Raw genomic sequence first — 26,270 nt, forward strand, 5'->3', positions numbered from 1 at the left:
ATTTTTATCGTTACCGCGGTCTGGCATCCGCCATGACTGCTTCAGCGCTTACAAGCGGAACTCATGGCCCAGGTACACTTCCTTGACCAGGCTGTTGGCCAGGATGGTTTCGGCGTCACCTTCGGCGATCAACTGGCCGTCGTTGACGATATAGGCCGTTTCGCAGATATCCAGGGTTTCACGAACGTTGTGGTCGGTGATCAGCACGCCAATGCCTTTGGCCTTGAGGTGGTAGATGATCTGTTTGATATCGCCAACCGAAATCGGGTCGACACCGGCGAAGGGTTCGTCGAGGAGGATGAATTTCGGATTGGTGGCCAGGGCGCGGGCGATTTCCACGCGACGGCGCTCACCACCGGACAGGCTCATGCCGAGGTTGTCGCGGATGTGGCTGATGTGGAACTCCTGCAGCAGGCTTTCCAGCTCTTTGCGACGACCGGCCTTGTCGAGTTCCTTGCGGGTCTCGAGGATGGCCATGATGTTGTCGGCCACCGACAGTTTGCGGAAGATCGATGCTTCCTGCGGCAGGTAGCCGATACCGGCCTTTGCCCGGCCGTGCATCGGCTGGTGGCTGACGTCCAGGTCGTCGATCAGGACGCGGCCCTGGTCGGCCTGTACCAGGCCAACGATCATGTAGAAGCAGGTGGTCTTGCCGGCGCCGTTCGGGCCAAGCAGGCCGACGATCTGGCCGCTGTCGATGGACAGGCTGACGTCGCGCACGACCTGGCGGCTCTTGTAGCTCTTGGCCAGATGCTGAGCTTTCAGAGTTGCCATTACTGGGCCTTATTCTCGTCGGTTTTCTTCTTCGGCTGGATCACCATGTCGATACGCGGACGTGCCTCGGTGACCTTGCTGCCCGTGGCGCGACCGGCGCTGGCGAGCTTCTTGACCGTGTCGTAGACGATTTTCTCGCCTTGGGTGACGTTGTTGTCCTTGTCGACAACTTTTGCCTTGTCAATCAACACGACCCGGTTTTGTGCCGCGTGATACTGGATGGTCACACCCCAGCCCTGAACGGGTTTGGTATCGCCAGCGGTCTGCAGTTGCTCGAAGTACGCCAGGTTGCCCACCGAGGTCACTACGTCGATGTCGCCGGTCGGGGTGCGGGTGATGGTCACGGTGTTGCCGGTCACCTTCATCGAGCCTTGGGTGATGATCACATCACCCTTGTAGGTAGCAATACCTTGCTTGTCGTCCAGTTGGGCATCGTCGGCCTGAATGCGGATAGGCTGCTGTTGATCTTCCGGTAGAGCCCAGGCGCTCACGCTTCCCAGTGCTGCGCCCAGACTGAGCAAAATCGGGAGGGTTTTAACGAGCCTCATACTGTCCTCTTACGTTCGATAGCAGGTGTATCCTGCTTTCTTTCAAATACGCCTTCATTCCCTTGCCAGTCGATACACCGCCAGCGCCGTCGATTCTAACGTCTTGCTCGGTCTGCGCATATTGCTGCTGCGGGAACACGGTCATGCGGGTGCTGGTGATCAGGGTTTTACGGTTTTTCTCGTCGAAGCGCGTGATACGCACGTCATCGATCAGCTCGACCTGTGTGCCGTCAGGGTTGACCTCGCCGTGCAGGCTCTGGACGTGCCACGGGAATTCAGTGCCGCGGAACACATTCAGGTCGGGGTTGGTCAGCAATGTCACCTCGGTCGCCTTCAGGTGCTCGACCTTGTCGGACACCAGATCATATTGCAGCTTGCCGTCCGGCAGGTACTGCACGCTGTGGGCGTTGATGGCGTAATAGTCGATCGCGCTTTCATCGACCGGCGTTACCGGCTTGTCGAGGAAGCGTTCCGGGCTGATGTTCCAGTAGCCAACCGCGGCGAATATCGCCGCGATGCAACTGAACAGCAGGGTGTTGCGAAACTTTTTGCTCAGCATAGTGGGCTCACAGGTACGCTGCATTGGCCGCATCGAGGCGGTCCTGGGCGCGCAGGATCAATTCGCAGAATTCGCGAGCGGCACCTTCGCCGCCACGGGCGAGGGTGATGCCGTGAGCGTTTTCGCGCACGAAACTGGCAGCATTGGCCACCGCCATGCCCAGGCCGACACGGCGAATCACCGGCAGGTCCGGCAGGTCGTCGCCGAGGTAGGCCACCTGTTCATAGCTCAGGTTGAGTTGGGCCAGTAGTTCGTCGAGTACCACCAGTTTGTCTTCGCGCCCCTGATACAGGTGCGGGATGCCGAGGTTCCTGGCTCGCCGCTCGACCACCGGGGTCTTGCGGCCACTGATGATGGCTGTCTGTACGCCGGCGGCCATCAGCATTTTGATGCCCTGACCGTCGAGTGTGTTGAACGTCTTGAATTCGCTGCCGTCTTCGAGGAAGTACAGGCGCCCATCGGTCAGCACGCCATCGACATCGAACACCGCCAGCTTGATCTGTTTGCCGCGTTGCAGCAGGTCCGCACTCATTACATTACTCCTGCACGCAGCAAGTCGTGCATGTTCAAGGCGCCGACCGGGCGGTCTTCTCTGTCAACCACGACCAGTGCGTTGATTTTATGGTCTTCCATGATTTTCAGCGCTTCGGCGGCGAGCATTTCGGCGCGGGCTGTCTTGCCGTGTGCAGTCATGACCTGGTCGATAGTAGCGCTATGGATGTCGATGCTACGGTCCAGCGTGCGACGCAAGTCACCGTCGGTAAAGATCCCGGCCAGCTTTCCATCGGCTTCCAGAATCACGGTCATGCCCAAGCCTTTGCGGGTCATTTCCATTAGCGCGTCTTTCAACAGGGTGCCGCGCTGTACTTGCGGCAGCTCTTGCCCTGCGTGCATGACATTTTCCACTTTCAGCAGCAGACGTCGGCCCAGGGCGCCGCCGGGATGGGAAAAGGCGAAGTCTTCGGCAGTAAAGCCACGGGCTTCCAGCAGCGCGACGGCCAGGGCGTCGCCCATGACCAGGGCGGCGGTGGTCGACGAGGTGGGTGCCAGGTTCAACGGGCAGGCCTCGTGCTCGACGTGAACATTCAGGTTGACCTCGGCGGCCTTGGCCAGCGCGGAGTCAGGGTTGCCGGTCACGCTGATCAACTGAATGCCCAGGCGCTTGATCAGAGGCAGCAGGGTAACGATTTCATTGGTGGAGCCGGAATTCGAGAGCGCCAGAATGATGTCGTCGCGGGTAATCATGCCCATGTCGCCGTGGCTGGCTTCAGCCGGGTGCACAAAAAATGCCGTGGTGCCGGTGCTGGCCAGGGTCGCGGCAATCTTGTTGCCGATGTGCCCCGACTTGCCCATGCCGACCACGACCACGCGGCCTTTGCTGGCCAGAATCATCTCGCAAGCGCGTACGAAATCTGCGTCGAGATGGGGTAGCAGGCCTTGCACGGCTTCTACCTCGAGGCGGATGGTGCGTTGTGCTGATTGAATCAGGTCGCTGGATTGGCTCATGTCAGAAATCGTATAGCCTGATGAAAAGGCGGCGATTATAGCGGTTATGATCGAATCCCTCACGCAAGTTCGTCGTGCATTGTCAGTCCCTGTTGCCGGAAACCTTCTAAATGGGGCTTTCAAGCTGTAGTGCAGTTGAATATGACCCGGCTTTGGCCTTGGGCGCGCAGCCTTTGCAGTGATATAGTTCGCCGCCAGTTCGGCCTGCCCGGGAGGTATGTGCTTTCGTCAGAAAGCCAGGCGTCCGAGTGAGAGGCTGCATCGCAAGGAGTTTAGATGAGTGCCGATAACGCCTACGCGGTCGAGCTGAAGGGACTGTCCTTCAAGCGCGGTGCGCGCAGCATTTTCAACAATGTCGATATCCGTATACCACGCGGCAAGGTCACCGGCATCATGGGGCCTTCCGGGTGTGGCAAGACCACGCTTTTGCGTCTGATGGGCGCCCAGCTGCGGCCCACCAAGGGCGAAGTCTGGGTCAACGGTCAGAATCTGCCAAAACTGTCGCGCAGCGACCTGTTCGATGCGCGCAAGCATATGGGCGTGCTGTTTCAGAGCGGCGCACTGTTTACCGACCTCGATGTCTTCGAGAACGTCGCTTTTCCGCTGCGGGTTCACACGCAACTGCCGGAAGAAATGATCCGCGACATCGTCCTGCTCAAGCTGCAGGCCGTGGGATTGCGTGGTGCCATCGAACTGATGCCCGATGAGCTTTCCGGCGGCATGAAGCGCCGTGTTGCGCTGGCCCGGGCGATTGCTCTCGATCCACAGATACTCATGTACGACGAGCCCTTTGTCGGCCAGGACCCCATCGCAATGGGCGTTCTGGTGCGCCTGATCCGGTTGCTCAACGATGCGCTGGGCATCACCAGCATCGTGGTATCCCACGACCTGGCAGAGACCGCGAGCATTGCCGATTACATTTATGTGGTGGGCGATGGTCAGGTATTGGGGCAGGGCACGCCGGACGAACTGATGAATTCGGATGAGCCGCGTATCCGTCAATTCATGACCGGCGAACCCGATGGCCCGGTTCCGTACCACTTTCCAGCGACGGATTACCGCGCAGATCTTCTGGGGAAGCGCTGATGCGCAGAATTTCATTGATAGAACGCGTGCGCCGCTTCGGCCAGGCCGGCATCGATGCGCTGGCGGTGTTCGGGCGTTCGAGCTTGTTCCTGTTCCATGCCTTGCTCGGCCGGGGCGGTATCGGTGGCGGCTTCGGGCTGCTGGTCAAGCAGTTGCATTCGGTGGGCGTGATGTCCCTGGTGATCATCGTGGTCTCCGGGGTATTCATTGGCATGGTGCTGGCGCTGCAGGGTTTCAACATTCTTTCCAGCTATGGTTCAGAGCAGGCTGTCGGGCAGATGGTTGCCCTGACACTGCTGCGTGAGCTGGGGCCGGTGGTGACCGCCTTGCTGTTCGCCGGGCGCGCAGGTTCGGCGTTGACCGCCGAAATCGGCAACATGAAGTCAACCGAGCAGTTATCCAGCCTGGAAATGATCGGGGTCGACCCGCTCAAGTACATCATTGCGCCACGCCTGTGGGCCGGTTTCATTTCCCTGCCGGTGCTGGCGATGATTTTCAGCGTGGTGGGTATCTGGGGCGGCTCGTGGGTAGCTGTCGACTGGCTGGGGGTCTATGAAGGCTCCTACTGGTCGAACATGCAGAACAGCGTGACGTTCACTGAGGATGTGCTCAACGGGATCATCAAAAGTATCGTCTTTGCCTTTGTCGTGACCTGGATCGCCGTATTCCAAGGCTATGACTGCGAACCCACTTCCGAGGGGATCAGTCGTGCCACTACCAAGACCGTTGTGTATGCCTCGTTGGCAGTACTCGGCCTGGACTTTATTCTGACCGCCTTGATGTTTGGAGATTTCTGATGCAAAACCGCACCCTGGAAATCGGTGTCGGCCTTTTCTTGCTGGCTGGCATCCTGGCTTTGCTCTTGTTGGCGTTGCGGGTCAGTGGCCTGTCCCCGACTCCGAGCACCGACACGTATAAACTTTACGCCTACTTCGACAATATCGCCGGTTTGACTGTCAGAGCAAAGGTGACCATGGCCGGTGTGACCATCGGCAAGGTCACGGCCATCGATCTGGATCGCGACAGTTTCACCGGTCGGGTGACCATGCAGCTGGAAAAACGCATCGATAATCTGCCGGCGGACTCTACTGCATCTATCCTGACCGCGGGCCTGTTGGGCGAGAAGTACATCGGTATCAGCGTCGGCGGGGAAGATACCCTGCTCAAGGATGGTGGAACCATCCATGACACGCAGTCATCGCTGGTGCTCGAAGACCTGATCGGTAAATTCCTGCTCAATACCGTTAGCAAAGAAGCTAAATGAGGAACTTTTAAATGATCTCTACCTTGCGACGTGGCCTGTTGGTAATGCTCGCGGTGTTTCCGTTGGTGTCTCATGCCGTAGCGTCGCCTTCGGCGCACGAACTGGTGCAGGACACAACCAACCGTATGCTCGCGGATCTGGCGGCAAACAAAGAGAAGTACAAGAAGGACCCGCAGGACTTCTATACGGCGCTGAACAACATCGTCGGGCCGGTTGTGGATGCCGAGGGTATTTCCAAGAGCATCATGACGGTCAAATACTCGAAGAAAGCTACGCCTGCGCAGATGAAGACCTTCGAAGAAAACTTCAAGAAGGGTCTGTTCCAGTTCTATGGCAATGCCTTGCTGGAGTACAACAACCAGGGCATCACCGTTGAACCTGCCAAGGACGAGTCGGGCGACCGTACCAGCGTTGGCATGACCGTCAAGGGCAGCAGCGGCTCGATCTATCCAGTGTCCTACACGCTGGAAAAGATCAACGGCGAGTGGAAGCTGCGTAACGTCATCATCAACGGCATCAACATCGGCAAGCTGTTCCGCGATCAGTTCGCCGATGCGATGCAGCGCAATGGCAACGACCTGGACAAGACCATCAATGGTTGGGCCGGGGAAGTCGCCAAGGCCAAGGAAGCCACTGACAAGAAACCAGAGCAGTCAGCCCAATGAGTGAGTCGGCAGTCCAGATGGACGAAGCGGGCGAGCTGCGACTCAGTGGAGTGCTGGATTACCGCACCGGCCCTGGCCTGCGCGAGCAGGGCAAGGCGCTGATCAAGGCCAGCAAGGCTGCGGCGCTGGTAGTCGATTGCTCGGCGGTGACCAAGTCCAGCAGTGTCGGTTTGTCGTTGCTGCTGTGCTTCATCCGCGATGCGCAGGCGGCCGGCAAGGCCCTGAGCATCCGCGGGATGCCGGACGACATGCGTGAAATCGCTCAGGTCAGCGAGATGACCGGGCTATTGGCGCATTCCTGAACCGCATCTATAAAGAAGCCCCCCGTCAGAGTCCTGTGATTGCGGGGTTCGCAGGCGCGGGGCTTTTTTGTATGATGTCCGACCCGCGCGCACAGGGCGCCGATTGAGGTTGAGCATGCAGGCCGTAGAAGTGAAGAGCTTCCTTGAAGGAAAGCTGCCAGGAATTCAGGTAGAAGTTGAAGGCGAAGGCTGCAATTTCCAGCTGAACGTGATTAGCGATGAACTGGCGGCATTGAGCCCGGTCAAGCGTCAGCAGCAGGTCTATGCCCATTTGAACCCGTGGATCGTCGATGGCAGCATCCATGCGGTCACTATGAAATTTTTCAGCAGCGCGGCCTGGGCCGAGCGCACCTGAGCCCAAGGGCGTCGAGATTCTTATGGATAAATTGATTATTACCGGTGGCGTTCGTCTTGATGGCGAAATCCGCATCTCCGGGGCAAAGAACTCTGCCCTGCCGATCCTGGCTGCCACTTTGCTGTGCGATGGCCCGGTGACCGTGGCCAACCTGCCGCACCTGCACGACATCACGACCATGATCGAGCTGTTCGGCCGCATGGGCATTGAACCGGTGATCGACGAGAAACTCGCCGTCGAAATCGACCCGCGCACCATCAAGACCCTGGTCGCACCGTACGAACTGGTTAAAACCATGCGTGCGTCGATTCTGGTGCTGGGCCCGATGGTTGCCCGTTTCGGTGAAGCCGAAGTCGCCTTGCCTGGTGGTTGCGCCATCGGTTCGCGTCCGGTTGACCTGCACATCCGCGGCCTGGAAGCCATGGGCGCGGTCATTGACGTCGAAGGCGGCTACATCAAGGCCAAGGCACCAGAAGGCGGCCTGCGCGGTGCGCACTTCTTTTTCGATACCGTCAGTGTGACCGGTACCGAAAACATCATGATGGCCGCAGCATTGGCCAAGGGTCGCAGCGTACTGGCAAACGCCGCGCGCGAACCTGAAGTGGTCGACCTGGCGAACTTCCTGAACGCCATGGGCGCCAAGGTTTCCGGTGCTGGCACCGATACCATCACCATCGATGGCGTCGAGCGTCTGCACACCACCACTTACAAAGTGATGCCCGACCGTATCGAAACCGGCACCTACCTGGTGGCGGCGGCGGTGACCGGTGGTCGTGTGAAGGTCAAGGATACGGATCCGACCATCCTCGAAGCCGTTCTGGAAAAACTCCGTGAGTCCGGTGCCGAAATCATTACCGGCGAAGACTGGATCGAGCTGAACATGCATGGCAAGCGGCCGAAAGCCGTCAACGTGCGGACCGCTCCGTACCCGGCGTTCCCGACTGACATGCAAGCACAGTTCATCTCCCTCAACGCCATTGCCGAAGGCACTGGCGCAGTGATCGAGACGATCTTCGAAAACCGCTTCATGCACGTCTACGAGCTGCACCGCATGGGCGCCAAGATCCAGGTCGAAGGCAACACGGCAATCGTCACCGGCACCGAAAAACTCAAGGGCGCGCCAGTGATGGCGACCGACCTGCGTGCTTCGGCCAGCCTGGTGATCTCGGCCCTGATCGCCGACGGCGACACGCTGATCGACCGCATCTACCACATAGACCGTGGCTACGAGTGCATCGAAGAAAAACTGCAGATGCTGGGTGCCAAGATCCGTCGCGTTCCGGGCTAGTACCCGCTGCATGGGCATAAGGACATGCCCGTTGATTTGTTGAAGTCGAGCCGTTTTCGGCTCGATGTGTGTCCGGCGCCATTTGCGACCGGGCATGAGTACCTTGATAAGGACTGACGTTTCCCATGTTGACCATCGCACTGTCCAAGGGCCGCATCCTTGACGACACCCTGCCGCTTCTGGCTGAAGCGGGCATCGTGCCGACCGAGAATCCGGACAAGAGTCGCAAGCTGATCATTCCCACGACCCAGGAAGATGTACGCCTGCTGATCGTGCGTGCCACCGATGTGCCGACCTATGTCGAACATGGTGCCGCCGACCTCGGTGTCGCCGGTAAAGATGTGCTGATGGAATATGGCGGCCAGGGCCTGTACGAGCCACTGGACCTGCAAATTGCCCAGTGCAAGCTGATGACGGCCGGCAAGGTTGGCGCGGTCGAGCCCAAGGGCCGCCTGCGCATCGCCACCAAGTTCGTCAACGTTGCCAAGCGTTATTACGCTGAACAGGGTCGTCAGGTCGACATCATCAAGCTGTACGGCTCGATGGAGCTGGCACCGCTGATCGGCCTTGCCGACAAGATCATCGACGTGGTCGACACTGGTAACACACTGCGGGCCAACGGCCTCGAACCACAGGATTTCATTGCTGCCATCAGCTCCCGGCTGATCGTCAACAAAGCTTCGATGAAGATGCAGCACGCCCGTATCCAGGCGTTGATCGACACCCTGCGCAAGGCAGTGGAGTCTCGACACCGCGGCTGATTCACCTGCGCGACGTTAAGTCGCGCCCGTCTATCCGCCTCATAGCCAGAATTCTCAGGTGCCCAAGCGGATCGAATGTTAGCTTCGGGCGCCTGAGTTTTTGCCAATTCTATGAGGCTCTCGCTATGACCGCACCGACTGCAATTCGCCGACTCAACGCTGCTGACCCGGATTTCGCGCATCATCTGGATCATCTGCTGAGCTGGGAAAGTGTGTCTGACGACTCGGTCAATCAGCGGGTGCTGGACATCATCAAGGCCGTGCGTGAGCGTGGTGACGCGGCACTGGTGGACTTTACCCGCCAGTTCGACGGCCTGGACGTGAAGTCCATGGCTGACCTGATCCTGCCGCGCGAGCGTCTGGAGCTGGCGCTTACCCGCATTTCCGTGGCCCAGCGTGAAGCGCTGGAAGTCGCCGCGGCTCGTGTGCGCAGCTACCACGAAAAGCAGAAGCAGGACTCCTGGAGCTACACCGAGGCCGATGGCACCGTGCTGGGCCAGAAAGTCACGCCGCTGGACCGCGCCGGCCTGTACGTACCGGGCGGCAAGGCGTCGTACCCGTCGTCGGTGCTGATGAACGCGATTCCGGCCAAGGTCGCCGGCGTCACCGAAGTGGTCATGGTCGTACCAACCCCGCGCGGTGAAATCAACGAACTGGTGCTGGCTGCTGCCTGCATCGCCGGCGTCGACCGTGTGTTCACCATCGGTGGCGCTCAAGCCGTTGCCGCATTGGCTTACGGCACCGAAAGCGTGCCGAAGGTCGATAAAGTGGTCGGCCCGGGCAACATCTATGTCGCCACCGCCAAGCGCCATGTGTTTGGCCAGGTCGGTATCGACATGATCGCCGGTCCTTCGGAAATCCTCGTGGTGTGCGACGGCCAGACCGATCCGGACTGGATCGCCATGGATCTGTTCTCCCAGGCCGAGCACGACGAAGACGCCCAGGCCATTCTGGTCAGCCCCGACGCCGAATTCCTCGACAAGGTCGCCGCCAGCATCGCCAGGCTGATGCCGACCATGGAGCGCGCCGCGATCATTGAAACCTCGATCAATGGCCGTGGTGCACTGATCAAGGTTCGCGACATGGAACAGGCCATCGAAGTGGCCAACCGCATCGCGCCGGAGCACCTCGAATTGTCCGTTGCCGATCCACAAGCCTGGCTGCCGCAGATCCGCCACGCCGGCGCGATCTTCATGGGACGTCACACCTGCGAAGCCCTGGGCGACTACTGCGCAGGTCCCAACCACGTGTTGCCGACCTCCGGCACCGCGCGCTTCTCTTCGCCTCTGGGCGTGTACGACTTCCAGAAACGCTCGTCGGTCATTTTCTGCTCCGAGCAGGGCGCTTCCGAGTTGGGCAAGACCGCTTCCGTGCTGGCCCGTGGCGAGTCGCTGACCGCCCACGCCCGTAGCGCCGAATACCGCATCGTTGATGAAGACTTTCCACAAGGGCAGGGAAACTGAACATGAGTAAATTCTGGAGCCCGTTCGTCAAGAATCTGGTGCCTTACGTGCCGGGCGAACAGCCGAAACTGGCGAAACTGGTGAAGCTCAACACCAATGAAAACCCGTACGGTCCATCGCCGAAAGCTTTGGCTGCGATGCAAACCGAACTCAATGACAACCTGCGCCTGTACCCGGACCCGAATAGCGATCTGCTGAAGAACGCGGTCGCCAAATACTATGGCGTGCAGAACAATCAGGTGTTCCTCGGCAACGGTTCCGATGAAGTGCTGGCGCACATCTTCCACGGTTTGCTGCAGCACGATCAGCCGCTGTTGTTCCCGGACATCAGCTACAGCTTCTACCCGGTCTACTGCGGTTTGTACGGCATCACCTTCGATGCGGTGCCGCTGGACGAGCAATTCCAGATCAACCCGGCGGACTACGCCAAACCGAACGGCGGGATCATTTTCCCTAACCCGAATGCGCCGACCGGTTGCCTGTTGGCGCTGGAAGCGGTGGAGCAGATTCTCAAGGCCAGTCCGGATTCGGTGGTGGTAGTGGATGAGGCTTACATCGATTTCGGCGGCGAGACGGCAATCTCCCTGGTGGATCGCTATCCGAACCTGCTGGTGACCCAGACCCTGTCCAAGTCCCGTTCCCTGGCCGGTCTGCGGGTAGGCCTGGCGGTTGGGCATCCGGACCTGATCGAGGCGCTGGAGCGGATCAAGAACAGCTTCAACTCCTATCCGCTGGATCGTATGGCCAATGTCGGTGCAGCCGCCGCATTCGAAGATCGCGAGTACTTCGACAAGACCTGCCGGTTGGTCATCGAGCACCGTGAATGGGTGATTGCGCAGCTGGAAGGGAAGGGCTTTGAAGTGCTGCCGTCGGCGGCGAATTTCATTTTCGCCCGTCACCCCCGGCACGATGCGGCAGGTATCGCGGCTAAATTGCGCGAACAGGGCGTGATTGTCCGGCACTTCAAGCAGGAGCGGATTGCCCAGTTCCTGCGGATATCCATCGGCACGCCAGAGCAGAATCAAGCGCTGATCGACGGCCTGGGCGACCTCTAAACCACCGCTGCCCCCCTACTGTAGGAGCGAGCTTGCTCGCGATGGTGTGTCAGTGACACCACTTAACCTGACACTCCATCGCGAGCAAGCTCGCTCCTACAAGGGCTTGTATTAGCCGCTTACTCTTCTTCTTTTTCTTGGGCCGGAGCCGGCGGCGGACGCAGGCCGACTTCCGCGGTCAGCTTGAGCTCCTTGCCATTGCGCATCACCTCGATCGCGACCTTGTCGGTTGGCTTGATCCGCGCCACCTGATTCATCGAGCGACGGCCATCACCGGCCGGTTCGCCATCGATGGCAAGAATCACATCACCCAGTTGCAGGCCGGCCTTCTGTGCCGGACCATCGCGGAAGATCCCCGCCACGACAATGCCCGGGCGCCCGGACAAGCCGAACGACTCGGCCAGTTCCTGGGTCAGCGGCTGTACTTCAATACCCAGCCAGCCACGAATCACCTGGCCGTGCTCGATGATCGACTTCATCACTTCCATCGCCAGCTTCACCGGGATCGCGAACCCGATGCCCTGGGAGCCGCCGGACTTGGAGAAGATCGCCGTGTTGATGCCGGTCAGGTTGCCGATGGCATCCACCAGCGCACCACCGGAGTTACCCGGGTTGATCGCCGCATCGGTCTGGATGAAGTCTTCGTAGTTGTTCAGGCCCAGTTGATTACGCCCGGTGGCGCTGATAATGCCCATAGTTACGGTCTGGCCAACGCCGAACGGGTTGCCGATGGCCAGCGCCACGTCGCCGATGCGGATGTTGTCGGAACGCCCCACGGTGATCGACGGCAGGTTTTTCAGGTCGATTTTCAGAACCGCGAGGTCAGTTTCCGGGTCGCTGCCGATCACCCGCGCCAGGGTTTCCCGGCCGTCCTTGAGCGCCACCACGATCTGGTCGGCGCCGCTGGTCACGTGGTTGTTGGTCAGGATGTAGCCTTCCGGGCTCATGATCACGCCGGAGCCGAGGCTCGACTCCATGCGCTTCTGCTTGGGCGAGTTGTCGCCAAAGAAGCGCCGGAACTGCGGATCCTCGAACAACGGATGGCTGGGTTTGTTGATGACTTTGGTGGTGTACAGGTTCACCACCGACGGCGCCGCGGTGGATACCGCTTCGGCATAAGACACCGGACCCTGCTGCATACTGGTGGTTTGCGGCGCTTGTTGCAGATTGACGTCGAGGCTCGGGAGCCCGACCCACTGCGGGTAACGCTGGATTATCAAAAGAGCGACAAGCACGCCGGCCAACAGCGGCCAGCCGGAAAAACGCAGCGCCTTGAGCATTAAGCACGTCCTGAGAGAGTTGCAGGCGGTATGAGACCGCTCATAATGACGCGCATTATACGAGGCCGCACGCGCCTCTGAACGGGATATTTAGGAGTCTTTTATGGCCGTCGCCCTGAGCACCCTGGTCGAAGAAGCCGACCGCTACCTCAACAGCGCCAGAATCGCCGATTATTGCCCCAACGGCCTGCAGGTCGAGGGGCGGCCGCAAGTGATGCGCATCGTCAGTGGCGTCACCGCCAGCCAGGCCTTGCTTGATGCGGCCGTGGAAGCCAATGCCGATCTGGTGCTGGTGCATCATGGCTACTTCTGGAAAGGCGAGAACCCGTGCATCACCGGCATGAAGCAGCGCCGCTTGAAGACCCTGCTCAAGCACGATATCAGCCTGTTGTCCTATCACTTGCCGCTGGATCTGCACCCGGATGTCGGCAATAACGTGCAGCTCGCGCGCCAGCTCGACATCACCGTCGAAGGGCCGCTGGACCCGGACAATCTGAAGATTGTCGGCCTGGTCGGCTCGCTGAATGAGCCGATGATGCCTCGGGATTTCGCCCGCCGCGTCCAGGAGGTGATGGGCCGTGAGCCGCTGCTGATCGAAGGCAGCGCCATGATCCGCCGCGTTGGCTGGTGCACCGGTGGTGGCCAGGGTTACATCGATCAGGCCATTCTGGCCGGCGTCGATCTGTACCTCAGCGGCGAGGCTTCCGAGCAAACCTTCCACAGTGCCCGGGAAAACGACATCAGTTTTATCGCCGCCGGTCACCACGCAACCGAGCGATACGGCATTCAGGCGCTGGGGGATTACCTGGCGCGGCGCTTTGCGCTGGAGCACATCTTCATCGATTGTCCCAATCCGATCTGAATCCGGGATCCCCTGTAGGAGCGAGCTTGCTCGCGATGGTCGCCAAGGATAACGCTGGCAGCCTGACACGCCGCGGTGTTCTCTGGTTCATCGCGAGCAAGCTCGCTCCTACAGGGGGGGGGCGATGTGCCCAAACGGGCAGGCATATTCATATGCTCTTTCGATCTAGTTGGTGTCCTGATTAGAAGAGGTCGCTGTGCTAGGATCCCCGCTCGAACACGGCCCGCTGGCCGTTCATAAGAAAGCTTTCGTGAGTAGCCATGGTCGACAAACTGACGCATCTGAAACAGCTGGAGGCGGAAAGCATCCACATCATCCGCGAGGTGGCCGCCGAGTTCGATAATCCGGTGATGCTGTACTCCATCGGTAAAGACTCCGCAGTGATGCTGCACCTGGCACGTAAGGCGTTCTTCCCGGGCAAGCTGCCGTTTCCGGTGATGCACGTCGACACTCGCTGGAAATTCCAGGAGATGTACGCTTTCCGTGACAAGATGGTCGCCGAACTGGGCCTCGACCTGATCACCCACGTCAACCCGGAAGGCGTGGCGCAAAACATCAACCCGTTCACCCACGGCAGCGCCAAGCACACCGACATCATGAAGACCGAGGGCCTGAAGCAGGCACTCGACAAGTATGGTTTCGACGCAGCATTCGGCGGCGCCCGTCGCGATGAAGAGAAATCCCGCGCCAAGGAGCGCGTGTACTCGTTCCGCGACAGCAAGCACCGCTGGGACCCGAAAAACCAGCGTCCCGAGCTGTGGAACGTCTACAACGGCAAGGTCAACAAGGGCGAGTCGATCCGCGTCTTCCCGCTGTCGAACTGGACCGAGCTGGACATCTGGCAGTACATCTACCTTGAAGGCATCCCGATCGTTCCGTTGTATTTCGCCGCCGAGCGCGAAGTCATCGAGAAGAACGGCACGCTGATCATGATCGACGACGAGCGCATCCTCGAGCACCTGAGCGACGAAGACAAAGCGCGCATCGTCAAAAAGAAAGTACGTTTCCGTACCCTTGGTTGCTACCCGTTGACGGGCGCGGTGGAGTCCGAGGCCGAAAGCCTTACGGACATCATTCAGGAAATGCTCCTGACGCGAACTTCCGAGCGCCAGGGCCGTGTCATCGATCACGATGGTGCCGGCTCGATGGAAGACAAAAAACGTCAAGGTTATTTCTAAGGGGCTGTCATGTCGCATCAATCTGATTTGATCAGCGAGGACATCCTCGCCTACCTGGGCCAGCACGAACGTAAAGAGCTGCTGCGCTTCCTGACCTGCGGTAACGTCGACGACGGCAAGAGCACCCTGATCGGGCGCCTGCTGCACGACTCCAAGATGATCTACGAAGATCACCTGGAAGCGATCACCCGCGACTCGAAAAAAGTCGGCACCACCGGCGAAGACATCGACCTGGCGTTGCTGGTCGACGGCCTGCAGGCCGAGCGTGAACAAGGCATCACCATCGATGTCGCGTACCGCTATTTCTCTACCGCCAAGCGCAAATTCATCATTGCCGACACCCCCGGCCATGAACAGTACACCCGCAACATGGCCACCGGTGCCTCCACCTGCGACCTGGCGATCATCCTGGTCGACGCCCGTTACGGCGTGCAGACCCAGACCCGTCGCCACAGCTTCATCGCCTCCCTGCTGGGCATCAAGCATATTGTCGTGGCCATCAACAAGATGGACCTCAAGGACTTCGATCAGGGCGTGTTCGAGTCGATCAAGGCCGACTACCTGCAGTTCGCCGAAGGCTTGAAGATGAAGCCCACCAGCATGCACTTCGTGCCGATGTCGGCATTGAAGGGCGACAACGTGGTCAACAAGTCCGAGCGCTCGCCGTGGTACACCGGCCAGTCGCTGATGGAAATCCTCGAGACTGTGGAAGTGGCGGGCGACCGCAACTTCACCGATCTGCGTTTCCCGGTGCAGTACGTCAACCGTCCGAACCTGAACTTCCGTGGTTTTGCCGGTACGCTGGCCAGCGGCATCGTCAAGAAAGGCGACGAAGTCGTGGTGTTGCCGTCGGGCAAGAGCAGCCGCGTGAAATCCATCGTCACCTTCGAAGGCGAGTTGGAACACGCCGGTCCTGGTCAGGCGGTGACGCTGACCATGGAAGACGAGATCGACATCTCCCGTGGCGACCTGTTGGTTCACGCCGACAACGTGCCGCCGGTGACCGACAGCTTCGAAGCCATGCTGGTGTGGATGGCTGAAGAGCCGATGCTGCCAGGCAAGAAATACGACATCAAGCGCGCCACCAGTTACGTGCCGGGTTCCATCGCCAGCATCGTCAACAAGGTCGACGTGAACACCCTGGAAGAAGGCCCGGCCAGCGCGTTGCAGTTGAACGAAATCGGCAAGGTCAAGATCGCGCTCGACGCGCCGATTGCCCTCGACGGTTACGACAGCAACCGCACCACCGGCGCGTTCATCATCATCGACCGTTTGACCAATGGCACCGTTGGCGCAGGCATGATCGTCGCCCAGCCTTTGGCCCATGGCACCAGCACGCACCACGGCAAACTGGCCCACGTTGCCACCGAAGAGCGCGCACAGCGCTTCGGCCAGCAACCGGCCACCGTGTTGTTCAGCGGCTTGTCGGGCGCGGGCAAAAGCACCCTGGCGTATGCGGTTGAACGCAAGCTGTTCGACATGGGCCGTGCGGTGTTCGTGCTCGATGGCCAGAACCTGCGCCACGACCTGAACAAAGGCCTGCCACAGGATCGCGCCGGGCGTACCGAAAACTGGCGTCGTGCCGCGCACGTTGCGCGTCAGTTCAACGAAGCCGGTCTGCTGACCCTGGCAGCGTTCGTCGCGCCGAGTGCCGAAGGTCGTGAACAGGCCCGGGAACTGATCGGCAAGGAGCGTCTGTTGACGGTCTACGTCCAGGCTTCGCCAACGGTCTGCGCCGAGCGTGATCCGCAAGGTTTGTACGCGGCGGCCGGGGATAACATCCCGGGCGAATCCTTCCCGTACGACGTGCCGCTGGATGCCGACCTGGTGATCGACACCCAGTCTGTGTCGCTGGAAGAAAGCGTCAAGCAAGTGCTGGCTCTGCTGCGTGAGCGTGGGGCGATCTAAGCGTTAGTGGTCAATAAAAAACCCGCAGATGAGTGATCACCGGCGGGTTTTTTTGTGTTTGCTCAGTCAAAACAAACACTAAACCTGTGGGAGCGAGCTTGCTCGCGATAGCGGCGGTTCAGTCGACATAAATTCTGAATGTACGACCGCTATCGCGAGCAGGCCCGCTCCCACAGAGGATCAGTGTTTGCCTGGATATTCGCGATGCATCTGCGCCAGCAACGCATCCTTGTCCTGCCACAACTGATTGATCCAGCCCTGGAACTGCAGGCGGTATTCGCCGTCCTGGTCATAGTTCTTGCCAATGAATTGCGGCGGAATCCTCAGTTCTTCAAAGTGCACCACCACGTCCGCAACGTTACCGCACAGCAAGTCCCAGAAACCCGGGCGCCCGGCGGGGTAGTGGATGGTCACGTTAACGATCGATTCAAGCTGTTCGCCCATCGCATCCAGCACAAAGGCAATACCGCCGGCCTTGGGCTTGAGCAGGTACTTGAGGGGTGACTGCTGTTGGGCATGCTTGCCCGCGGTGAAGCGCGTGCCTTCGACGAAGTTGAAAATGCCCACCGGGTTGTCGCGGAACCTCGCACAGGTCTTGCGGGTGGTTTCCAGGTCCTTGCCTTTCTTTTCCGGGTGCTTCTCCAGATAAGCCTTGGAGTAGCGCTTCATGAACGGAAAGCCCAGCGCCCACCAGGCCAGACCGATGACCGGGACCCAGATCAGCTCCTGCTTGAGAAAGAACTTCAGCGGTTGAATGCGCCGGTTGAGCACGTATTGCAGCACCAGAATGTCGACCCAGCTCTGATGGTTGCTGGTGATCAGGTACGAGTGCTGGTAGTCGAGGCCCTGCAGGCCGCTGATGTGCCAGCGCGTGCGGCGCACCAGGTTCATCCAGCCTTTGTTGTTGCTGATCCAGGCTTCGTGGGTATGGCTCATCAGCCAGCCCGCAATGCGTTGGGTGAGGGCGAACGGCAATGCCTTGACGATTGCCACGCAGAACAGGAACGAGCAGAGCAATATCGTATTCAGTGCCAACAGCAGCGAGGCGATCACGCCGCGCAACGGGGCGGGTAGGAAGTCCAGCATTCACACATCCATAGGTCGATTGGCGGCTTGAATCGCGGTCAGGGCAATGGTGTAGACGATGTCATCGACCTGCGCGCCGCGCGGTAAATCGTTCACCGGTTTGCGCAGGCCTTGCAGCATTGGCCCGAGGCTGACGCAATCGGCGCTGCGCTGTACGGCTTTGTGCGTGGTGTTGCCGGTGTTGAGGTCGGGGAACACGTACACCGTGGCACGGCCGGCCACCTGACTGTTCGGCGCCAATTGCCGGGCCACGCTTTCGTTGGCGGCGGCGTCGTACTGCAAGGGGCCGTCGATCAGCAGCGAGTGCTGTTGTTCGTGTGCCAGCAAGGTCGCCTCGCGGACCTTCTCGACTTCTTCGCCGCTGGCCGAATCACCGCTGGAGTAGCTGATCATCGCTACCCGTGGCGTGATGCCGAATGCGGCGGCCGAGTCAGCGCTTTGCAGGGCGATCTCGGCCAGCTCGCTGGCGCTCGGGTGCGGGTTCATCACGCAGTCGCCGTAGACCAGCACTTCTTCCGGGAACAGCATGAAGAACACCGACGACACCAGGGTGCAGCCAGGTGCCGTCTTGATCAGTTGCAGGGCCGGGCGGATGGTGTTGGCGGTGGTGTTGATCACGCCCGACACGAGGCCGTCGACTTCATCCAGGGCCAGCATCATGGTGCCGATGACCACGGTGTCTTCCAGTTGTTGCTCGGCCATTGGTGCGTTGAGGCTTTTGCTTTTGCGCAGCGCGACCATCGGCTCGACATAACGCTCGCGGATCGAGTCCGGATCGATGATTTCCAGCCCCGGTGGCAACTCGATGCCCTGGGCGCGGGCGACGGCCTGCACGTCCTCGGGCTTGGCCAGCAACACACAGCGAGCGATGCCACGGGCCTGGCAGATCGCGGCAGCCTGCACGGTCAGCGGTTCGCTGCCTTCGGGCAGCACGATGCGCTTGTTGGCCGCCTGGGCGCGCTGGATCAATTGATAGCGGAAAACCGCTGGCGACAGGCGCATCTCCCGTGGTGTACCGCAGCGCTGATGCAACCAGTCGGCATCGAGATGGCCAGCGATGAAATCGGTGATGATCTCGGCGCGCTCGCGGTCGTCGATGGGGATTTCCTTGTTCAGGCCATTGAGCAGGTTGGCGGTGTCATAGGAGCCGGTACTCACCGACAACACCGGCAACCCGGCCTGCAGGGCGCCGCGGCACAGGTCCATGATGCGTGGGTCGGGCAGGGTGTCGCTGGTCAAAAGCAGGCCGGCGAGCGGCACACCGTTCAAGGCTGCGAGGCTGACGGCGAGGATGATGTCGTCGCGGTCGCCGGGGGTTACCACCAGCACGCCGGGCTTGAGCAGCTCCACGGTGTTGCGCATGGTGCGGGCGCAAATGATGATTTTGGTCATGCGCCGGGTTTCATAATCACCGGCGTTGAGTACTTGCGCGCCCATCAGGTCGGCGACGTCGCGGGTGCGCGGGGCGTTCAGTTCCGGCTGGAACGGAATGCAGCCGAGCAAGCGGAAGTCACCACTGCGCAGCAACGGCGAATGCTCTTTCAAGCGTGTGGCGAAGGCGTCCATGCTTTCGTCGGTCTTGACCTTGTTGAGGATCACGCCGAGGACTTTCGGGTCTTTCGGGCCGCCGAACAATTGCGCCTGCAACTCGACGCGGCCGGAAAGCTCGGTCAGCACTTCGTTTTCCGGTGCAGAGACCAGGATCACCTCGGCGTCGAGGCTCTTGGCCAGGTGCAGGTTGACCCGCGCGGCGTAACTGGCGCTGCGGGTCGGCACCATGCCTTCGACGATCAGCACGTCCTTGCCGATGGCCGCCTGCTGATACAGGGTGATGATTTCTTCGAGCAATTCATCGAGCTGACCGTCGCCGAGCATGCGCTCGACATGGGCCAGACCCAGTGGCTGAGGCGGTTTCAAGCCATGGGTACGCGCCACCAGTTCGGTGGAACGTTCCGGGCCCGTGTCGCCCGGATGTGGCTGGGCAATCGGTTTGAAAAAGCCGACCTTGAGCCCGGCTCGCTCAAGGGTGCGTACCAGCCCGAGGCTGATGGAGGTCAGGCCCACGCCAAAATCGGTGGGAGCGATAAAAAAAGTTTGCATGCGGATTCTCTGGAAGGTGCATGGCAATGGTCACGACCTATGGCTGGCCGATTACCGAAATTCAGTCGCCAAGGTTATCGCTAACCGAGCCTTGTGCGCACCAACCACAGGCAAAGGGTTGGCCTGTTTTTTCCTGGCGCTGCGCAGGGTCCATGACCCAGGCCCGGGATTGCCATGGCGGCTGATGCCGCAGGTGTTGGGTGTGGCCGCAGGAAAGCTCGGCCACCCAGTGTCCGTCCTCGTCCTGATGGAAGCCTGTGATCGTCGAATCCCGTCTGTCCGGGTTGTGTTCGCTTTCGGACGATTGCTTCGCTAAACTTGGCCTTTCAATCTTCTTATGCAAAAGGTCTCGCCCCATGCTGATCGCCGCCAATAAGGCTGTCTCCATCGACTATACCCTGACCAACGACGCTGGTGAGGTCATCGACAGCTCCGCCGGCGGCGCGCCGCTGGTCTACCTGCAAGGCGCAGGCAACATCATCCCGGGCCTGGAAAAGGCTCTGGAAGGCAAGACCGTCGGCGACGAGCTGACTGTAGCCGTTGAACCGGAAGACGCTTACGGCGAATACGCGGCCGAACTGGTCAGCACCCTGAGCCGCAGCATGTTCGAAGGCGTCGACGAGCTGGAAGTGGGCATGCAGTTCCACGCTTCCGCTCCGGACGGCCAGATGCAGATCGTGACCATCCGTGATCTGGACGGCGACGACGTCACCGTTGACGGCAACCACCCGTTGGCCGGTCAGCGCCTGAATTTCCAGGTCAAGATCGTCGCTATCCGTGACGCCAGCCAGGAAGAAATCGCTCATGGTCACGTCCATGGCGAAGGTGGCCATCACCACTGATTTCTGCGCTAAGCTCAGATAACTGGAGAGGCGCCCCGAGGGCGCCTTTTTAGTCTGCGGCTGTCCCTGACGACACCGCCAAGTGGCTGTTTCGAGAAGAACACGGGAATCTGGAGTACGTCATGAGTGCTTTTCACGACCTTAAATTGACAGCCCTGGATGGACAGGAGCTACCTCTGGCGCCTTTCAAAGGCCAAGTCGTATTGGTGGTCAACGTCGCCTCCAAATGCGGCCTGACCCCACAGTATGCGGCGCTGGAAAACCTCTATCAGCAATACAAGGGCAAAGGCTTCAGCGTGCTGGGCTTGCCGTGCAACCAGTTTGCCGGGCAGGAGCCGGGAAGCGAGCAGGAGATCAAGGATTTCTGCAGCCTCAACTATGGCGTGAGCTTTCCGTTGTCCAGCAAGCTGGAAGTCAACGGGCATGACCGTCATCAGTTGTACCGCTTGCTGGCGGGCGAGGGCGCGGAATTCCCCGGCGATATCACCTGGAACTTCGAGAAGTTCCTGCTCGGCAAGGACGGCCGCGTACTGGCGAGATTCTCGCCACGCACGGCGCCGGATGATCCGACCATTGTTCACGCGATTGAAAAAGCGCTGAGCTGACATTCTCCTCTCCCTCTGTAGGAGCGAGCTCGCTCGCGATGGTTACAGGAACACCGCGGGGCATCAGACCGCCAGCGTTATCGTTGACCACCATCGCGAGCAAGCTCGCTCCTACATCACCTAAATCAATAGTGCTGTTCAGTACGCGCGAACCTCCATATTATCGCCGTCATAAAGTCATTCCCTGTGGAGCGTCCCATGCCCGTCAAAGCCCTGTTCAAACCGTTCCACCTCGGCACCCTCGAACTGCCGACCCGCGTCGTCATGGCGCCGATGACCCGCTCGTTTTCTCCGGGCGGCGTGCCGAACTCCAAAGTGATCGAATACTATCGTCGCCGTGCCGCTGCGGGCGTCGGCCTGATCATCACCGAAGGCACCACCGTCGGTCACAAGGCTTCCAACGGCTATCCGAACGTTCCGCACTTCTATGGTGAAGCGGCACTGGCCGGCTGGAAAAAAGTCGTCGACGCCGTGCACGCTGAAGGCGGCAAGATCGTTCCGCAGTTGTGGCATGTGGGCAGCGTCCGCCGTATCGGCACCGAGCCGGACGCGAGCGTACCGGGCTATGGCCCGTCGGAAAAAGTGAAGGAAGGTCAGGTCGTGGTGCACGGTATGACCAGGCAGGATATCCAGGACGTGATCGCCGCGTTCGCCCAGGCCGCCAAGGATGCCCAGAGCATTGGCATGGACGGCGTGGAAATTCACGGTGCCCACGGTTACCTGATCGACCAGTTCTTCTGGGAAGGCAGCAACCAGCGTACCGACGAATACGGCGGTAGCCTGGCCAACCGTTCGCGGTTCGCCATTGAATTGATTCAGGCCGTGCGTGCCGCGGTCGGTGAAGGTTTCCCGATCATCTTCCGTTTCTCCCAATGGAAGCAGCAGGACTACACCGCACGTCTGGTGCAAACCCCGGAGGCCCTGGGCGAGTTCCTCAAGCCGTTGGCCGATGCGGGCGTGGATATTTTCCACTGCTCGACCCGCCGCTTCTGGGAGCCGGAGTTCGACGGTTCCGAGCTGAACCTGGCTGGCTGGACCCGCCAACTCACCGGTAAGCCGACCATCACCGTGGGCAGTGTCGGCCTGGATGGCGAGTTCCTGCAATTCATGGTCAACACCGACAAGGTTGCGCAACCGGCCAGTCTGGAAAAACTGCTGGAGCGTTTGAACAACGATGAGTTCGACCTGGTGGCGGTCGGTCGTGCGTTGCTGGTGGATCCGGACTGGGCGCAGAAAGTGCGTGATGGCCGTGAAGAGGACATTCTGCCGTTCAGCCGTGAGGCGTTGATGACGCTGGTTTAAGCGGCGACCGGGAAGGCCTCATCGCGAGCAAGCTCGCTCCCACAGGGGATTTGTGTACGACACAGAACCAATGTGGGAGCGAGCTTGCTCGCGATGACTGACTAAAGAGCACTACAAAATCAGGGAACAATCGGTGCATTCGGCACCACCATCTCCCCGGCACATGCCCCGCGCAACTGTCCCTCGAACTGCTCGATGATCGTCGCCCAACCCTGCCGACTGGCATGCTGGCGCGCATTGAGGCGCACATTGCGCAAGGTTTCCCTGTCCTCCAGCAGCCATGCCGCTGCATCGCAGAACGCTTCTTCATCCCCCGGCATCGCCAATACGCCGTTGTAGCCATGACGAATGTGCTGGGCGGCCGCCGCCTGGTCGTAGGCCACTACGCCGAGCCCCGAGGCAAGTGCCTCAAGCACCACATTGCCAAAGGTTTCGGTCAGGCTCGGAAACAGAAACACATCCCCCGAGGCATAGTGACAAGCCAGTGCCTCACCTCGTTGCGTGCCGCAGAAAATCGCCTCGGGCATTTCGTTTTCAAGTTCCTGGCGCTGCGGGCCGTCACCGACCACGATCAGTTTCAGCGTGCGCTGGGGATAACTCGCCTTGAGGGTATTGAAGGTGCGTTTGAGCAGGCCAAGGTTTTTTTCCGGGGCCAGACGCCCGACATGAATGACCGCGATGTCCTCCTCGGCCAGTCCCCATTGCTCGCGCAGGGCATTCAAGCGTTTGGCCGGGTGAAACAATTCGCTGTCGACCCCTCGGGACAGCAACGCCAGTCGTTCGAAATGACGTCGCTCCAGTTCCATGCGCTGGCTGACGCTGGGCACCAGGGTCATGGTCGAGCGGTTGTGGAACCAGCGCAGGTAGTGAGTCAGCAGGCGCGTGAGCAAACCAAGCCCGTACTGGTTGGAGTACTGCTGGAAATTGGTGTGAAAACCGCTGACCACGGAAATCCCCAGTCGCCGTGCCGCACGCAAGGCCGACAAGCCCAGCGGACCCTCGGTGGCGATATAGAGCACGTCCGGGCGGTGACGCGTCCAGCGCCGCAGCAGCTTGTGCATCGACGACTGCCCCCACTGCAAGCCGGGGTAACCCGGAAGCGGCCAGCCGCGGCACAGCAGCAATTCATCGTCGCTGCCCAGCTGCTGGTCACAGCCTTGACGTGGTCGCACCAGTTCCACCTGGTGCCCGCGCGCGCGCAAGCCGTCGCACAAGCGACCAAGGGTATTGGCCACGCCGTTGATTTCGGGAGGGAAGGTTTCGGTGATCAGGGTGATATGCAGAGCTGTCGTCATGACCCCAGTGTCGGCTGGGGCCATGTCGTCAGTGTGACGTCGGGATGATGGATTTGTGACCGAGGTGCCGGCGGTGATGGCTCAGCGCTGGGCCACCAGGTTTTCCGCGCCGCGCTCACGCACCCAGAACAGCGTCGCGCCCGCCACCGCCGCCGGCATCATCAGGATGTTGACCACCGGAATCAGCAACACCAGATAAACAATCCCGCCAAAACTCATGCTCTGCCAGCGCTTCTCGCGCAGCCAGCCAAGCATCTCGTTCCAGCCCAGCTTGTGGTTGTCCGCCGGGTAGTCGATGTACTGGATCGCCATCATCCACACCCCGAACAACAGCCACAGCGGCGCGGCGATGATGTTCACCACCGGGATGAACGAGAGGATGAACAGCCCGATCGCCCGGGGCAGAAAGTAGCCGAGCTTGCGCATTTCCCGGGCCAGGGTGCGCGGGATCATCGCAATCAGTTCGCCCCAGCTGAACGCCGGAAAGTCATCGGTACCGCGCACCACCACTTCGACTTTCTCCGCGAGAAAGCCGTTGAATGGCGCGGCAATGACGTTGGCGAGCATGGTAAAGGTGAAAAACACCATCAGCACGACGAGCACCACGAACAGCGGCCAGAGAATGTAGCTGAGAAAACTCAGCCAGTCGGGCAGGGACGGCATCAGCGTATCGACCCACAGGCTGAATTGGTGGCCGGCCAGGTAAATCAATCCGACGAACAGCACCAGGTTGATTGCCAGCGGCAACAGCACAAACAAGCGCAGGCTTGGGCTCAATACCAGCTTGAGGCCTTCGCGCAGGTATTGCGGGCCGGACAGAACAGGGGCGGGCATAACGTGCTCCGAGCAGAGGGAAAACGCGCCGACCTTACCGGCTTTGCCTGACGGACGAAAGCGCGGTAGCGGCATCGACATTAACTGTAACAAAGGCGTCCTGATAATCACGGTTACAGGATAGAGACCACCTATGAGCTGGATTGTTAAACCGTATTTCCTTAATCTTCGCCCCCTCGATACGCTGCACCCAATCTTTTTACAGGACGGTCGGGTTCAAGCCTTCCCCAAGTGCTTTCAACCGTTCTTTTTTATTCCCGCCGGCAATCCGGCGTTCCGCGCCAGGTGTTCCGGGCCGGTCAACAGGAGCAGGTCATGTCTGAAGTTCGTCATTCGCGAGTGATTATTCTCGGTTCCGGCCCTGCCGGTTACAGCGCAGCGGTCTATGCCGCCCGTGCCAACCTCAAGCCTCTGCTGATCACCGGCATGCAGGCCGGCGGTCAACTGACCACCACCACCGAAGTCGACAACTGGCCGGGCGACGTCCACGGCCTGACCGGCCCGGCGCTGATGGAGCGGATGCGCGAGCACGCCGAACGTTTTGAAACCGAGATCGTTTTCGATCACATCAATGCTGTCGACTTCGCCGCCAAGCCTTACACCCTGACCGGTGACAGTGCGACTTACACCTGCGACGCCCTGATCATCGCCACCGGCGCCAGCGCCCGTTACCTGGGCCTGCCATCGGAAGAAGCGTTCATGGGCAAAGGCGTCTCCGCCTGCGCAACCTGCGACGGATTCTTCTATCGCAACAAGCCAGTTGCTGTGGTCGGCGGCGGCAACACCGCTGTTGAAGAAGCCCTGTACCTGGCCAACATCGCCAGCAAAGTCACGCTGATCCACCGTCGCGAAACTTTCCGCGCCGAGAAGATCCTGATCGACAAGCTGAACGCCCGTGTTGCCGAAGGCAAGATCGAGCTGAAGCTGAACGCGACCCTGGACGAAGTACTGGGCGACAACATGGGCGTGACCGGTGCCCGCCTGAAGAACAATGACGGCAGCTTCGACGAAGTGAAAGTCGACGGCGTGTTCATCGCCATCGGCCACACCCCGAACACTTCGCTGTTCGAAGGCCAGCTGACGTTGAAAGACGGTTACCTGGTGGTGCAGGGCGGCCGTGACGGCAACGCCACTGCCACCAACCTCGAAGGTATCTTCGCTGCTGGTGACGTGGCTGACCACGTTTACCGCCAGGCCATCACCTCGGCCGGCGCTGGTTGCATGGCGGCACTGGATGCCGAGCGTTATCTCGACAATCTGCAGAACGCTTGATTCTGCTTTCGTCGAAATGAAAAAACCGGCTTCGGCCGGTTTTTTCATGCCCACGATTTAATGCTTGATAACACTCCGGT

General features: G+C 60.1%; 28 protein-coding genes. 17 read left to right on the forward strand and 11 right to left on the reverse strand.

Annotated elements, in window-relative coordinates:
* Window positions 1-48 precede the first annotated feature (48 nt).
* The 5 genes from lptB to ACEN8Z_RS06840 are packed head-to-tail and all read right to left on the reverse strand — an operon-like array spanning window position 49 to window position 3,387.
* A complete protein-coding gene (gene lptB, locus ACEN8Z_RS06820; protein WP_108229136.1) occupies window positions 49-774 on the reverse strand; it encodes an LPS export ABC transporter ATP-binding protein in 726 nt (241 codons plus the stop codon).
* On the reverse strand, window positions 774-1,322 hold the full coding sequence (gene lptA / locus ACEN8Z_RS06825; protein ID WP_007986700.1) for a lipopolysaccharide transport periplasmic protein LptA: 549 nt from the start codon (window positions 1,320-1,322) through the stop codon (window positions 774-776). Before lptA ends, lptB begins: the two co-directional genes overlap by 1 nt.
* Window positions 1,309-1,881 carry an LPS export ABC transporter periplasmic protein LptC gene (gene lptC, locus ACEN8Z_RS06830; protein WP_033052584.1) on the reverse strand — a complete coding sequence of 191 codons (573 nt, stop codon included), beginning with the start codon at window positions 1,879-1,881 and terminating at the stop codon, window positions 1,309-1,311. The genes lptA and lptC overlap by 14 nt, the downstream gene beginning before the upstream one ends.
* A 7-nt stretch (window positions 1,882-1,888) precedes the next feature.
* The gene (locus ACEN8Z_RS06835; RefSeq protein ID WP_008001291.1) at window positions 1,889-2,413 is read right to left on the reverse strand and encodes a KdsC family phosphatase; all 525 of its coding nucleotides are present in this window, start codon (window positions 2,411-2,413) and stop codon (window positions 1,889-1,891) included.
* A complete protein-coding gene (locus tag ACEN8Z_RS06840) occupies window positions 2,413-3,387 on the reverse strand; it encodes a KpsF/GutQ family sugar-phosphate isomerase (protein WP_008001293.1) in 975 nt (324 codons plus the stop codon). The genes ACEN8Z_RS06835 and ACEN8Z_RS06840 overlap by 1 nt, the downstream gene beginning before the upstream one ends.
* 276 nt (window positions 3,388-3,663) lie before the next feature.
* Here ACEN8Z_RS06840 and ACEN8Z_RS06845 point away from each other — a divergent pair, with 276 nt between their 5' ends.
* The 10 genes from ACEN8Z_RS06845 (at window position 3,664) to hisC (ending at window position 11,626) form a co-directional block, all read left to right on the forward strand.
* Window positions 3,664-4,473, forward strand: a complete 810-nt coding sequence (locus tag ACEN8Z_RS06845; RefSeq protein ID WP_008001295.1) for an ATP-binding cassette domain-containing protein — start codon at window positions 3,664-3,666, stop codon at window positions 4,471-4,473.
* Window positions 4,473-5,270 carry a lipid asymmetry maintenance ABC transporter permease subunit MlaE gene (mlaE, locus tag ACEN8Z_RS06850; protein WP_008001297.1) on the forward strand — a complete coding sequence of 266 codons (798 nt, stop codon included), beginning with the start codon at window positions 4,473-4,475 and terminating at the stop codon, window positions 5,268-5,270. The genes ACEN8Z_RS06845 and mlaE overlap by 1 nt, the downstream gene beginning before the upstream one ends.
* Window positions 5,270-5,737, forward strand: a complete 468-nt coding sequence (gene mlaD, locus ACEN8Z_RS06855; RefSeq protein ID WP_007970271.1) for an outer membrane lipid asymmetry maintenance protein MlaD — start codon at window positions 5,270-5,272, stop codon at window positions 5,735-5,737. Before mlaE ends, mlaD begins: the two co-directional genes overlap by 1 nt.
* Before the next feature lie 11 nt (window positions 5,738-5,748).
* Window positions 5,749-6,402, forward strand: a complete 654-nt coding sequence (locus ACEN8Z_RS06860; protein ID WP_008001300.1) for an MlaC/ttg2D family ABC transporter substrate-binding protein — start codon at window positions 5,749-5,751, stop codon at window positions 6,400-6,402.
* Entirely contained in the window at window positions 6,399-6,704 is a 306-nt protein-coding gene (locus ACEN8Z_RS06865) for an STAS domain-containing protein (protein WP_008001302.1), read from the forward strand. Before ACEN8Z_RS06860 ends, ACEN8Z_RS06865 begins: the two co-directional genes overlap by 4 nt.
* 115 nt (window positions 6,705-6,819) lie before the next feature.
* Window positions 6,820-7,059 (forward strand): BolA family protein, encoded by a 240-nt coding sequence (locus tag ACEN8Z_RS06870; protein ID WP_007986714.1) that lies wholly within the window; start codon window positions 6,820-6,822, stop codon window positions 7,057-7,059.
* A 22-nt stretch (window positions 7,060-7,081) separates the two neighbouring features.
* Window positions 7,082-8,347, forward strand: coding sequence for a UDP-N-acetylglucosamine 1-carboxyvinyltransferase (gene murA / locus ACEN8Z_RS06875; RefSeq protein ID WP_008001304.1), 1,266 nt, complete (start codon window positions 7,082-7,084; stop codon window positions 8,345-8,347).
* A 125-nt stretch (window positions 8,348-8,472) separates the two neighbouring features.
* Window positions 8,473-9,108 carry an ATP phosphoribosyltransferase gene (hisG, locus tag ACEN8Z_RS06880; protein ID WP_008018703.1) on the forward strand — a complete coding sequence of 212 codons (636 nt, stop codon included), beginning with the start codon at window positions 8,473-8,475 and terminating at the stop codon, window positions 9,106-9,108.
* 125 nt (window positions 9,109-9,233) lie between these two features.
* The gene (hisD, locus tag ACEN8Z_RS06885; RefSeq protein WP_495597149.1) at window positions 9,234-10,571 is read left to right on the forward strand and encodes a histidinol dehydrogenase; all 1,338 of its coding nucleotides are present in this window, start codon (window positions 9,234-9,236) and stop codon (window positions 10,569-10,571) included.
* A gap of 2 nt (window positions 10,572-10,573) precedes the next feature.
* A complete protein-coding gene (hisC, locus tag ACEN8Z_RS06890) occupies window positions 10,574-11,626 on the forward strand; it encodes a histidinol-phosphate transaminase (RefSeq protein ID WP_008003889.1) in 1,053 nt (350 codons plus the stop codon).
* Between the two features lie 119 nt (window positions 11,627-11,745).
* Here the strand turns inward: hisC and algW are convergent, their stop codons facing one another.
* The gene (gene algW, locus ACEN8Z_RS06895) at window positions 11,746-12,906 is read right to left on the reverse strand and encodes a Do family serine endopeptidase AlgW (RefSeq protein ID WP_495597150.1); all 1,161 of its coding nucleotides are present in this window, start codon (window positions 12,904-12,906) and stop codon (window positions 11,746-11,748) included.
* A 103-nt stretch (window positions 12,907-13,009) separates the two neighbouring features.
* On the opposite strand from algW, the gene ACEN8Z_RS06900 reads away from it, so the two are divergent.
* The 3 genes from ACEN8Z_RS06900 to cysN all read left to right on the forward strand — a co-directional run bounded on the left by ACEN8Z_RS06900 (window position 13,010) and on the right by cysN (window position 16,854).
* Window positions 13,010-13,768 carry a Nif3-like dinuclear metal center hexameric protein gene (locus ACEN8Z_RS06900; RefSeq protein WP_442095869.1) on the forward strand — a complete coding sequence of 253 codons (759 nt, stop codon included), beginning with the start codon at window positions 13,010-13,012 and terminating at the stop codon, window positions 13,766-13,768.
* Between the two features lie 260 nt (window positions 13,769-14,028).
* A complete protein-coding gene (gene cysD, locus ACEN8Z_RS06905) occupies window positions 14,029-14,946 on the forward strand; it encodes a sulfate adenylyltransferase subunit CysD (protein WP_008003894.1) in 918 nt (305 codons plus the stop codon).
* A gap of 9 nt (window positions 14,947-14,955) precedes the next feature.
* On the forward strand, window positions 14,956-16,854 hold the full coding sequence (gene cysN, locus ACEN8Z_RS06910) for a sulfate adenylyltransferase subunit CysN (RefSeq protein WP_495597151.1): 1,899 nt from the start codon (window positions 14,956-14,958) through the stop codon (window positions 16,852-16,854).
* A 180-nt stretch (window positions 16,855-17,034) separates the two neighbouring features.
* Here cysN and yihG read toward each other — a convergent pair whose 3' ends face one another.
* The 3 genes from yihG to ACEN8Z_RS06925 form a co-directional block, all read right to left on the reverse strand.
* Window positions 17,035-17,940: a 1-acylglycerol-3-phosphate O-acyltransferase, YihG family gene (gene yihG, locus ACEN8Z_RS06915; RefSeq protein WP_495597152.1), complete on the reverse strand. Its 906-nt coding sequence runs from the start codon at window positions 17,938-17,940 to the stop codon at window positions 17,035-17,037.
* On the reverse strand, window positions 17,941-20,040 hold the full coding sequence (gene pta, locus ACEN8Z_RS06920; RefSeq protein ID WP_204929215.1) for a phosphate acetyltransferase: 2,100 nt from the start codon (window positions 20,038-20,040) through the stop codon (window positions 17,941-17,943). It abuts the gene before it with no gap.
* A gap of 61 nt (window positions 20,041-20,101) precedes the next feature.
* Window positions 20,102-20,428, reverse strand: a complete 327-nt coding sequence (locus ACEN8Z_RS06925) for a DUF3565 domain-containing protein (RefSeq protein WP_495597153.1) — start codon at window positions 20,426-20,428, stop codon at window positions 20,102-20,104.
* Between ACEN8Z_RS06925 and ACEN8Z_RS06930 the strand changes: the two genes are divergently transcribed.
* The 3 genes from ACEN8Z_RS06930 to ACEN8Z_RS06940 all read left to right on the forward strand — a co-directional run bounded on the left by ACEN8Z_RS06930 (window position 20,397) and on the right by ACEN8Z_RS06940 (window position 22,789).
* Window positions 20,397-20,882: an FKBP-type peptidyl-prolyl cis-trans isomerase gene (locus tag ACEN8Z_RS06930; RefSeq protein ID WP_008000574.1), complete on the forward strand. Its 486-nt coding sequence runs from the start codon at window positions 20,397-20,399 to the stop codon at window positions 20,880-20,882. The two genes, ACEN8Z_RS06925 and ACEN8Z_RS06930, sit on opposite strands and share 32 nt — an antisense overlap.
* Before the next feature lie 122 nt (window positions 20,883-21,004).
* Entirely contained in the window at window positions 21,005-21,487 is a 483-nt protein-coding gene (locus ACEN8Z_RS06935; protein ID WP_204929217.1) for a glutathione peroxidase, read from the forward strand.
* Window positions 21,488-21,685: 198 nt separating this feature from the next.
* Window positions 21,686-22,789: an NADH:flavin oxidoreductase gene (locus ACEN8Z_RS06940; RefSeq protein WP_495597154.1), complete on the forward strand. Its 1,104-nt coding sequence runs from the start codon at window positions 21,686-21,688 to the stop codon at window positions 22,787-22,789.
* 119 nt (window positions 22,790-22,908) lie between these two features.
* On the opposite strand, the gene ACEN8Z_RS06945 is transcribed toward ACEN8Z_RS06940, so the two are convergent.
* Together ACEN8Z_RS06945 and cysZ are read right to left on the reverse strand one after the other, a co-directional pair.
* The gene (locus tag ACEN8Z_RS06945; RefSeq protein WP_495597155.1) at window positions 22,909-24,108 is read right to left on the reverse strand and encodes a glycosyltransferase family 4 protein; all 1,200 of its coding nucleotides are present in this window, start codon (window positions 24,106-24,108) and stop codon (window positions 22,909-22,911) included.
* A gap of 57 nt (window positions 24,109-24,165) precedes the next feature.
* Window positions 24,166-24,918: a sulfate transporter CysZ gene (gene cysZ / locus ACEN8Z_RS06950; protein ID WP_008000581.1), complete on the reverse strand. Its 753-nt coding sequence runs from the start codon at window positions 24,916-24,918 to the stop codon at window positions 24,166-24,168.
* A gap of 315 nt (window positions 24,919-25,233) precedes the next feature.
* Here cysZ and trxB point away from each other — a divergent pair, with 315 nt between their 5' ends.
* Window positions 25,234-26,190, forward strand: a complete 957-nt coding sequence (trxB, locus tag ACEN8Z_RS06955) for a thioredoxin-disulfide reductase (RefSeq protein ID WP_007970300.1) — start codon at window positions 25,234-25,236, stop codon at window positions 26,188-26,190.
* Window positions 26,191-26,270 lie beyond the last annotated feature (80 nt).

This window comes from Pseudomonas sp. Pseusp10, assembly GCF_059492225.1.

Excerpts from the sequence above, each read along its gene's own strand:
- cysZ (WP_008000581.1), bottom strand. The coding sequence starts at position 24,918 with ATGCCCGCCCCTGTTCTGTCCGGCCCGCAATACCTGCGCGAAGGCCTC.
- hisC (WP_008003889.1), top strand. The coding sequence starts at position 10,574 with ATGAGTAAATTCTGGAGCCCGTTCGTCAAGAATCTGGTGCCTTACGTG.
- cysD (WP_008003894.1), top strand. The coding sequence starts at position 14,029 with ATGGTCGACAAACTGACGCATCTGAAACAGCTGGAGGCGGAAAGCATC.
- algW (WP_495597150.1), bottom strand. The coding sequence starts at position 12,906 with ATGCTCAAGGCGCTGCGTTTTTCCGGCTGGCCGCTGTTGGCCGGCGTG.
- ACEN8Z_RS06935 (WP_204929217.1), top strand. The coding sequence starts at position 21,005 with ATGAGTGCTTTTCACGACCTTAAATTGACAGCCCTGGATGGACAGGAG.
- lptC (WP_033052584.1), bottom strand. The coding sequence starts at position 1,881 with ATGCTGAGCAAAAAGTTTCGCAACACCCTGCTGTTCAGTTGCATCGCG.
- mlaD (WP_007970271.1), top strand. The coding sequence starts at position 5,270 with ATGCAAAACCGCACCCTGGAAATCGGTGTCGGCCTTTTCTTGCTGGCT.
- ACEN8Z_RS06840 (WP_008001293.1), bottom strand. The coding sequence starts at position 3,387 with ATGAGCCAATCCAGCGACCTGATTCAATCAGCACAACGCACCATCCGC.
- ACEN8Z_RS06925 (WP_495597153.1), bottom strand. The coding sequence starts at position 20,428 with ATGGAGACAGCCTTATTGGCGGCGATCAGCATGGGGCGAGACCTTTTG.
- hisG (WP_008018703.1), top strand. The coding sequence starts at position 8,473 with ATGTTGACCATCGCACTGTCCAAGGGCCGCATCCTTGACGACACCCTG.
- trxB (WP_007970300.1), top strand. The coding sequence starts at position 25,234 with ATGTCTGAAGTTCGTCATTCGCGAGTGATTATTCTCGGTTCCGGCCCT.
- ACEN8Z_RS06860 (WP_008001300.1), top strand. The coding sequence starts at position 5,749 with ATGATCTCTACCTTGCGACGTGGCCTGTTGGTAATGCTCGCGGTGTTT.
- ACEN8Z_RS06835 (WP_008001291.1), bottom strand. The coding sequence starts at position 2,413 with ATGAGTGCGGACCTGCTGCAACGCGGCAAACAGATCAAGCTGGCGGTG.
- ACEN8Z_RS06900 (WP_442095869.1), top strand. The coding sequence starts at position 13,010 with ATGGCCGTCGCCCTGAGCACCCTGGTCGAAGAAGCCGACCGCTACCTC.
- ACEN8Z_RS06940 (WP_495597154.1), top strand. The coding sequence starts at position 21,686 with ATGCCCGTCAAAGCCCTGTTCAAACCGTTCCACCTCGGCACCCTCGAA.
- yihG (WP_495597152.1), bottom strand. The coding sequence starts at position 17,940 with ATGCTGGACTTCCTACCCGCCCCGTTGCGCGGCGTGATCGCCTCGCTG.
- ACEN8Z_RS06930 (WP_008000574.1), top strand. The coding sequence starts at position 20,397 with ATGCTGATCGCCGCCAATAAGGCTGTCTCCATCGACTATACCCTGACC.
- ACEN8Z_RS06865 (WP_008001302.1), top strand. The coding sequence starts at position 6,399 with ATGAGTGAGTCGGCAGTCCAGATGGACGAAGCGGGCGAGCTGCGACTC.
- lptB (WP_108229136.1), bottom strand. The coding sequence starts at position 774 with ATGGCAACTCTGAAAGCTCAGCATCTGGCCAAGAGCTACAAGAGCCGC.
- lptA (WP_007986700.1), bottom strand. The coding sequence starts at position 1,322 with ATGAGGCTCGTTAAAACCCTCCCGATTTTGCTCAGTCTGGGCGCAGCA.
- ACEN8Z_RS06945 (WP_495597155.1), bottom strand. The coding sequence starts at position 24,108 with ATGGCCCCAGCCGACACTGGGGTCATGACGACAGCTCTGCATATCACC.
- cysN (WP_495597151.1), top strand. The coding sequence starts at position 14,956 with ATGTCGCATCAATCTGATTTGATCAGCGAGGACATCCTCGCCTACCTG.
- mlaE (WP_008001297.1), top strand. The coding sequence starts at position 4,473 with ATGCGCAGAATTTCATTGATAGAACGCGTGCGCCGCTTCGGCCAGGCC.
- murA (WP_008001304.1), top strand. The coding sequence starts at position 7,082 with ATGGATAAATTGATTATTACCGGTGGCGTTCGTCTTGATGGCGAAATC.
- ACEN8Z_RS06845 (WP_008001295.1), top strand. The coding sequence starts at position 3,664 with ATGAGTGCCGATAACGCCTACGCGGTCGAGCTGAAGGGACTGTCCTTC.
- ACEN8Z_RS06870 (WP_007986714.1), top strand. The coding sequence starts at position 6,820 with ATGCAGGCCGTAGAAGTGAAGAGCTTCCTTGAAGGAAAGCTGCCAGGA.
- pta (WP_204929215.1), bottom strand. The coding sequence starts at position 20,040 with ATGCAAACTTTTTTTATCGCTCCCACCGATTTTGGCGTGGGCCTGACC.
- hisD (WP_495597149.1), top strand. The coding sequence starts at position 9,234 with ATGACCGCACCGACTGCAATTCGCCGACTCAACGCTGCTGACCCGGAT.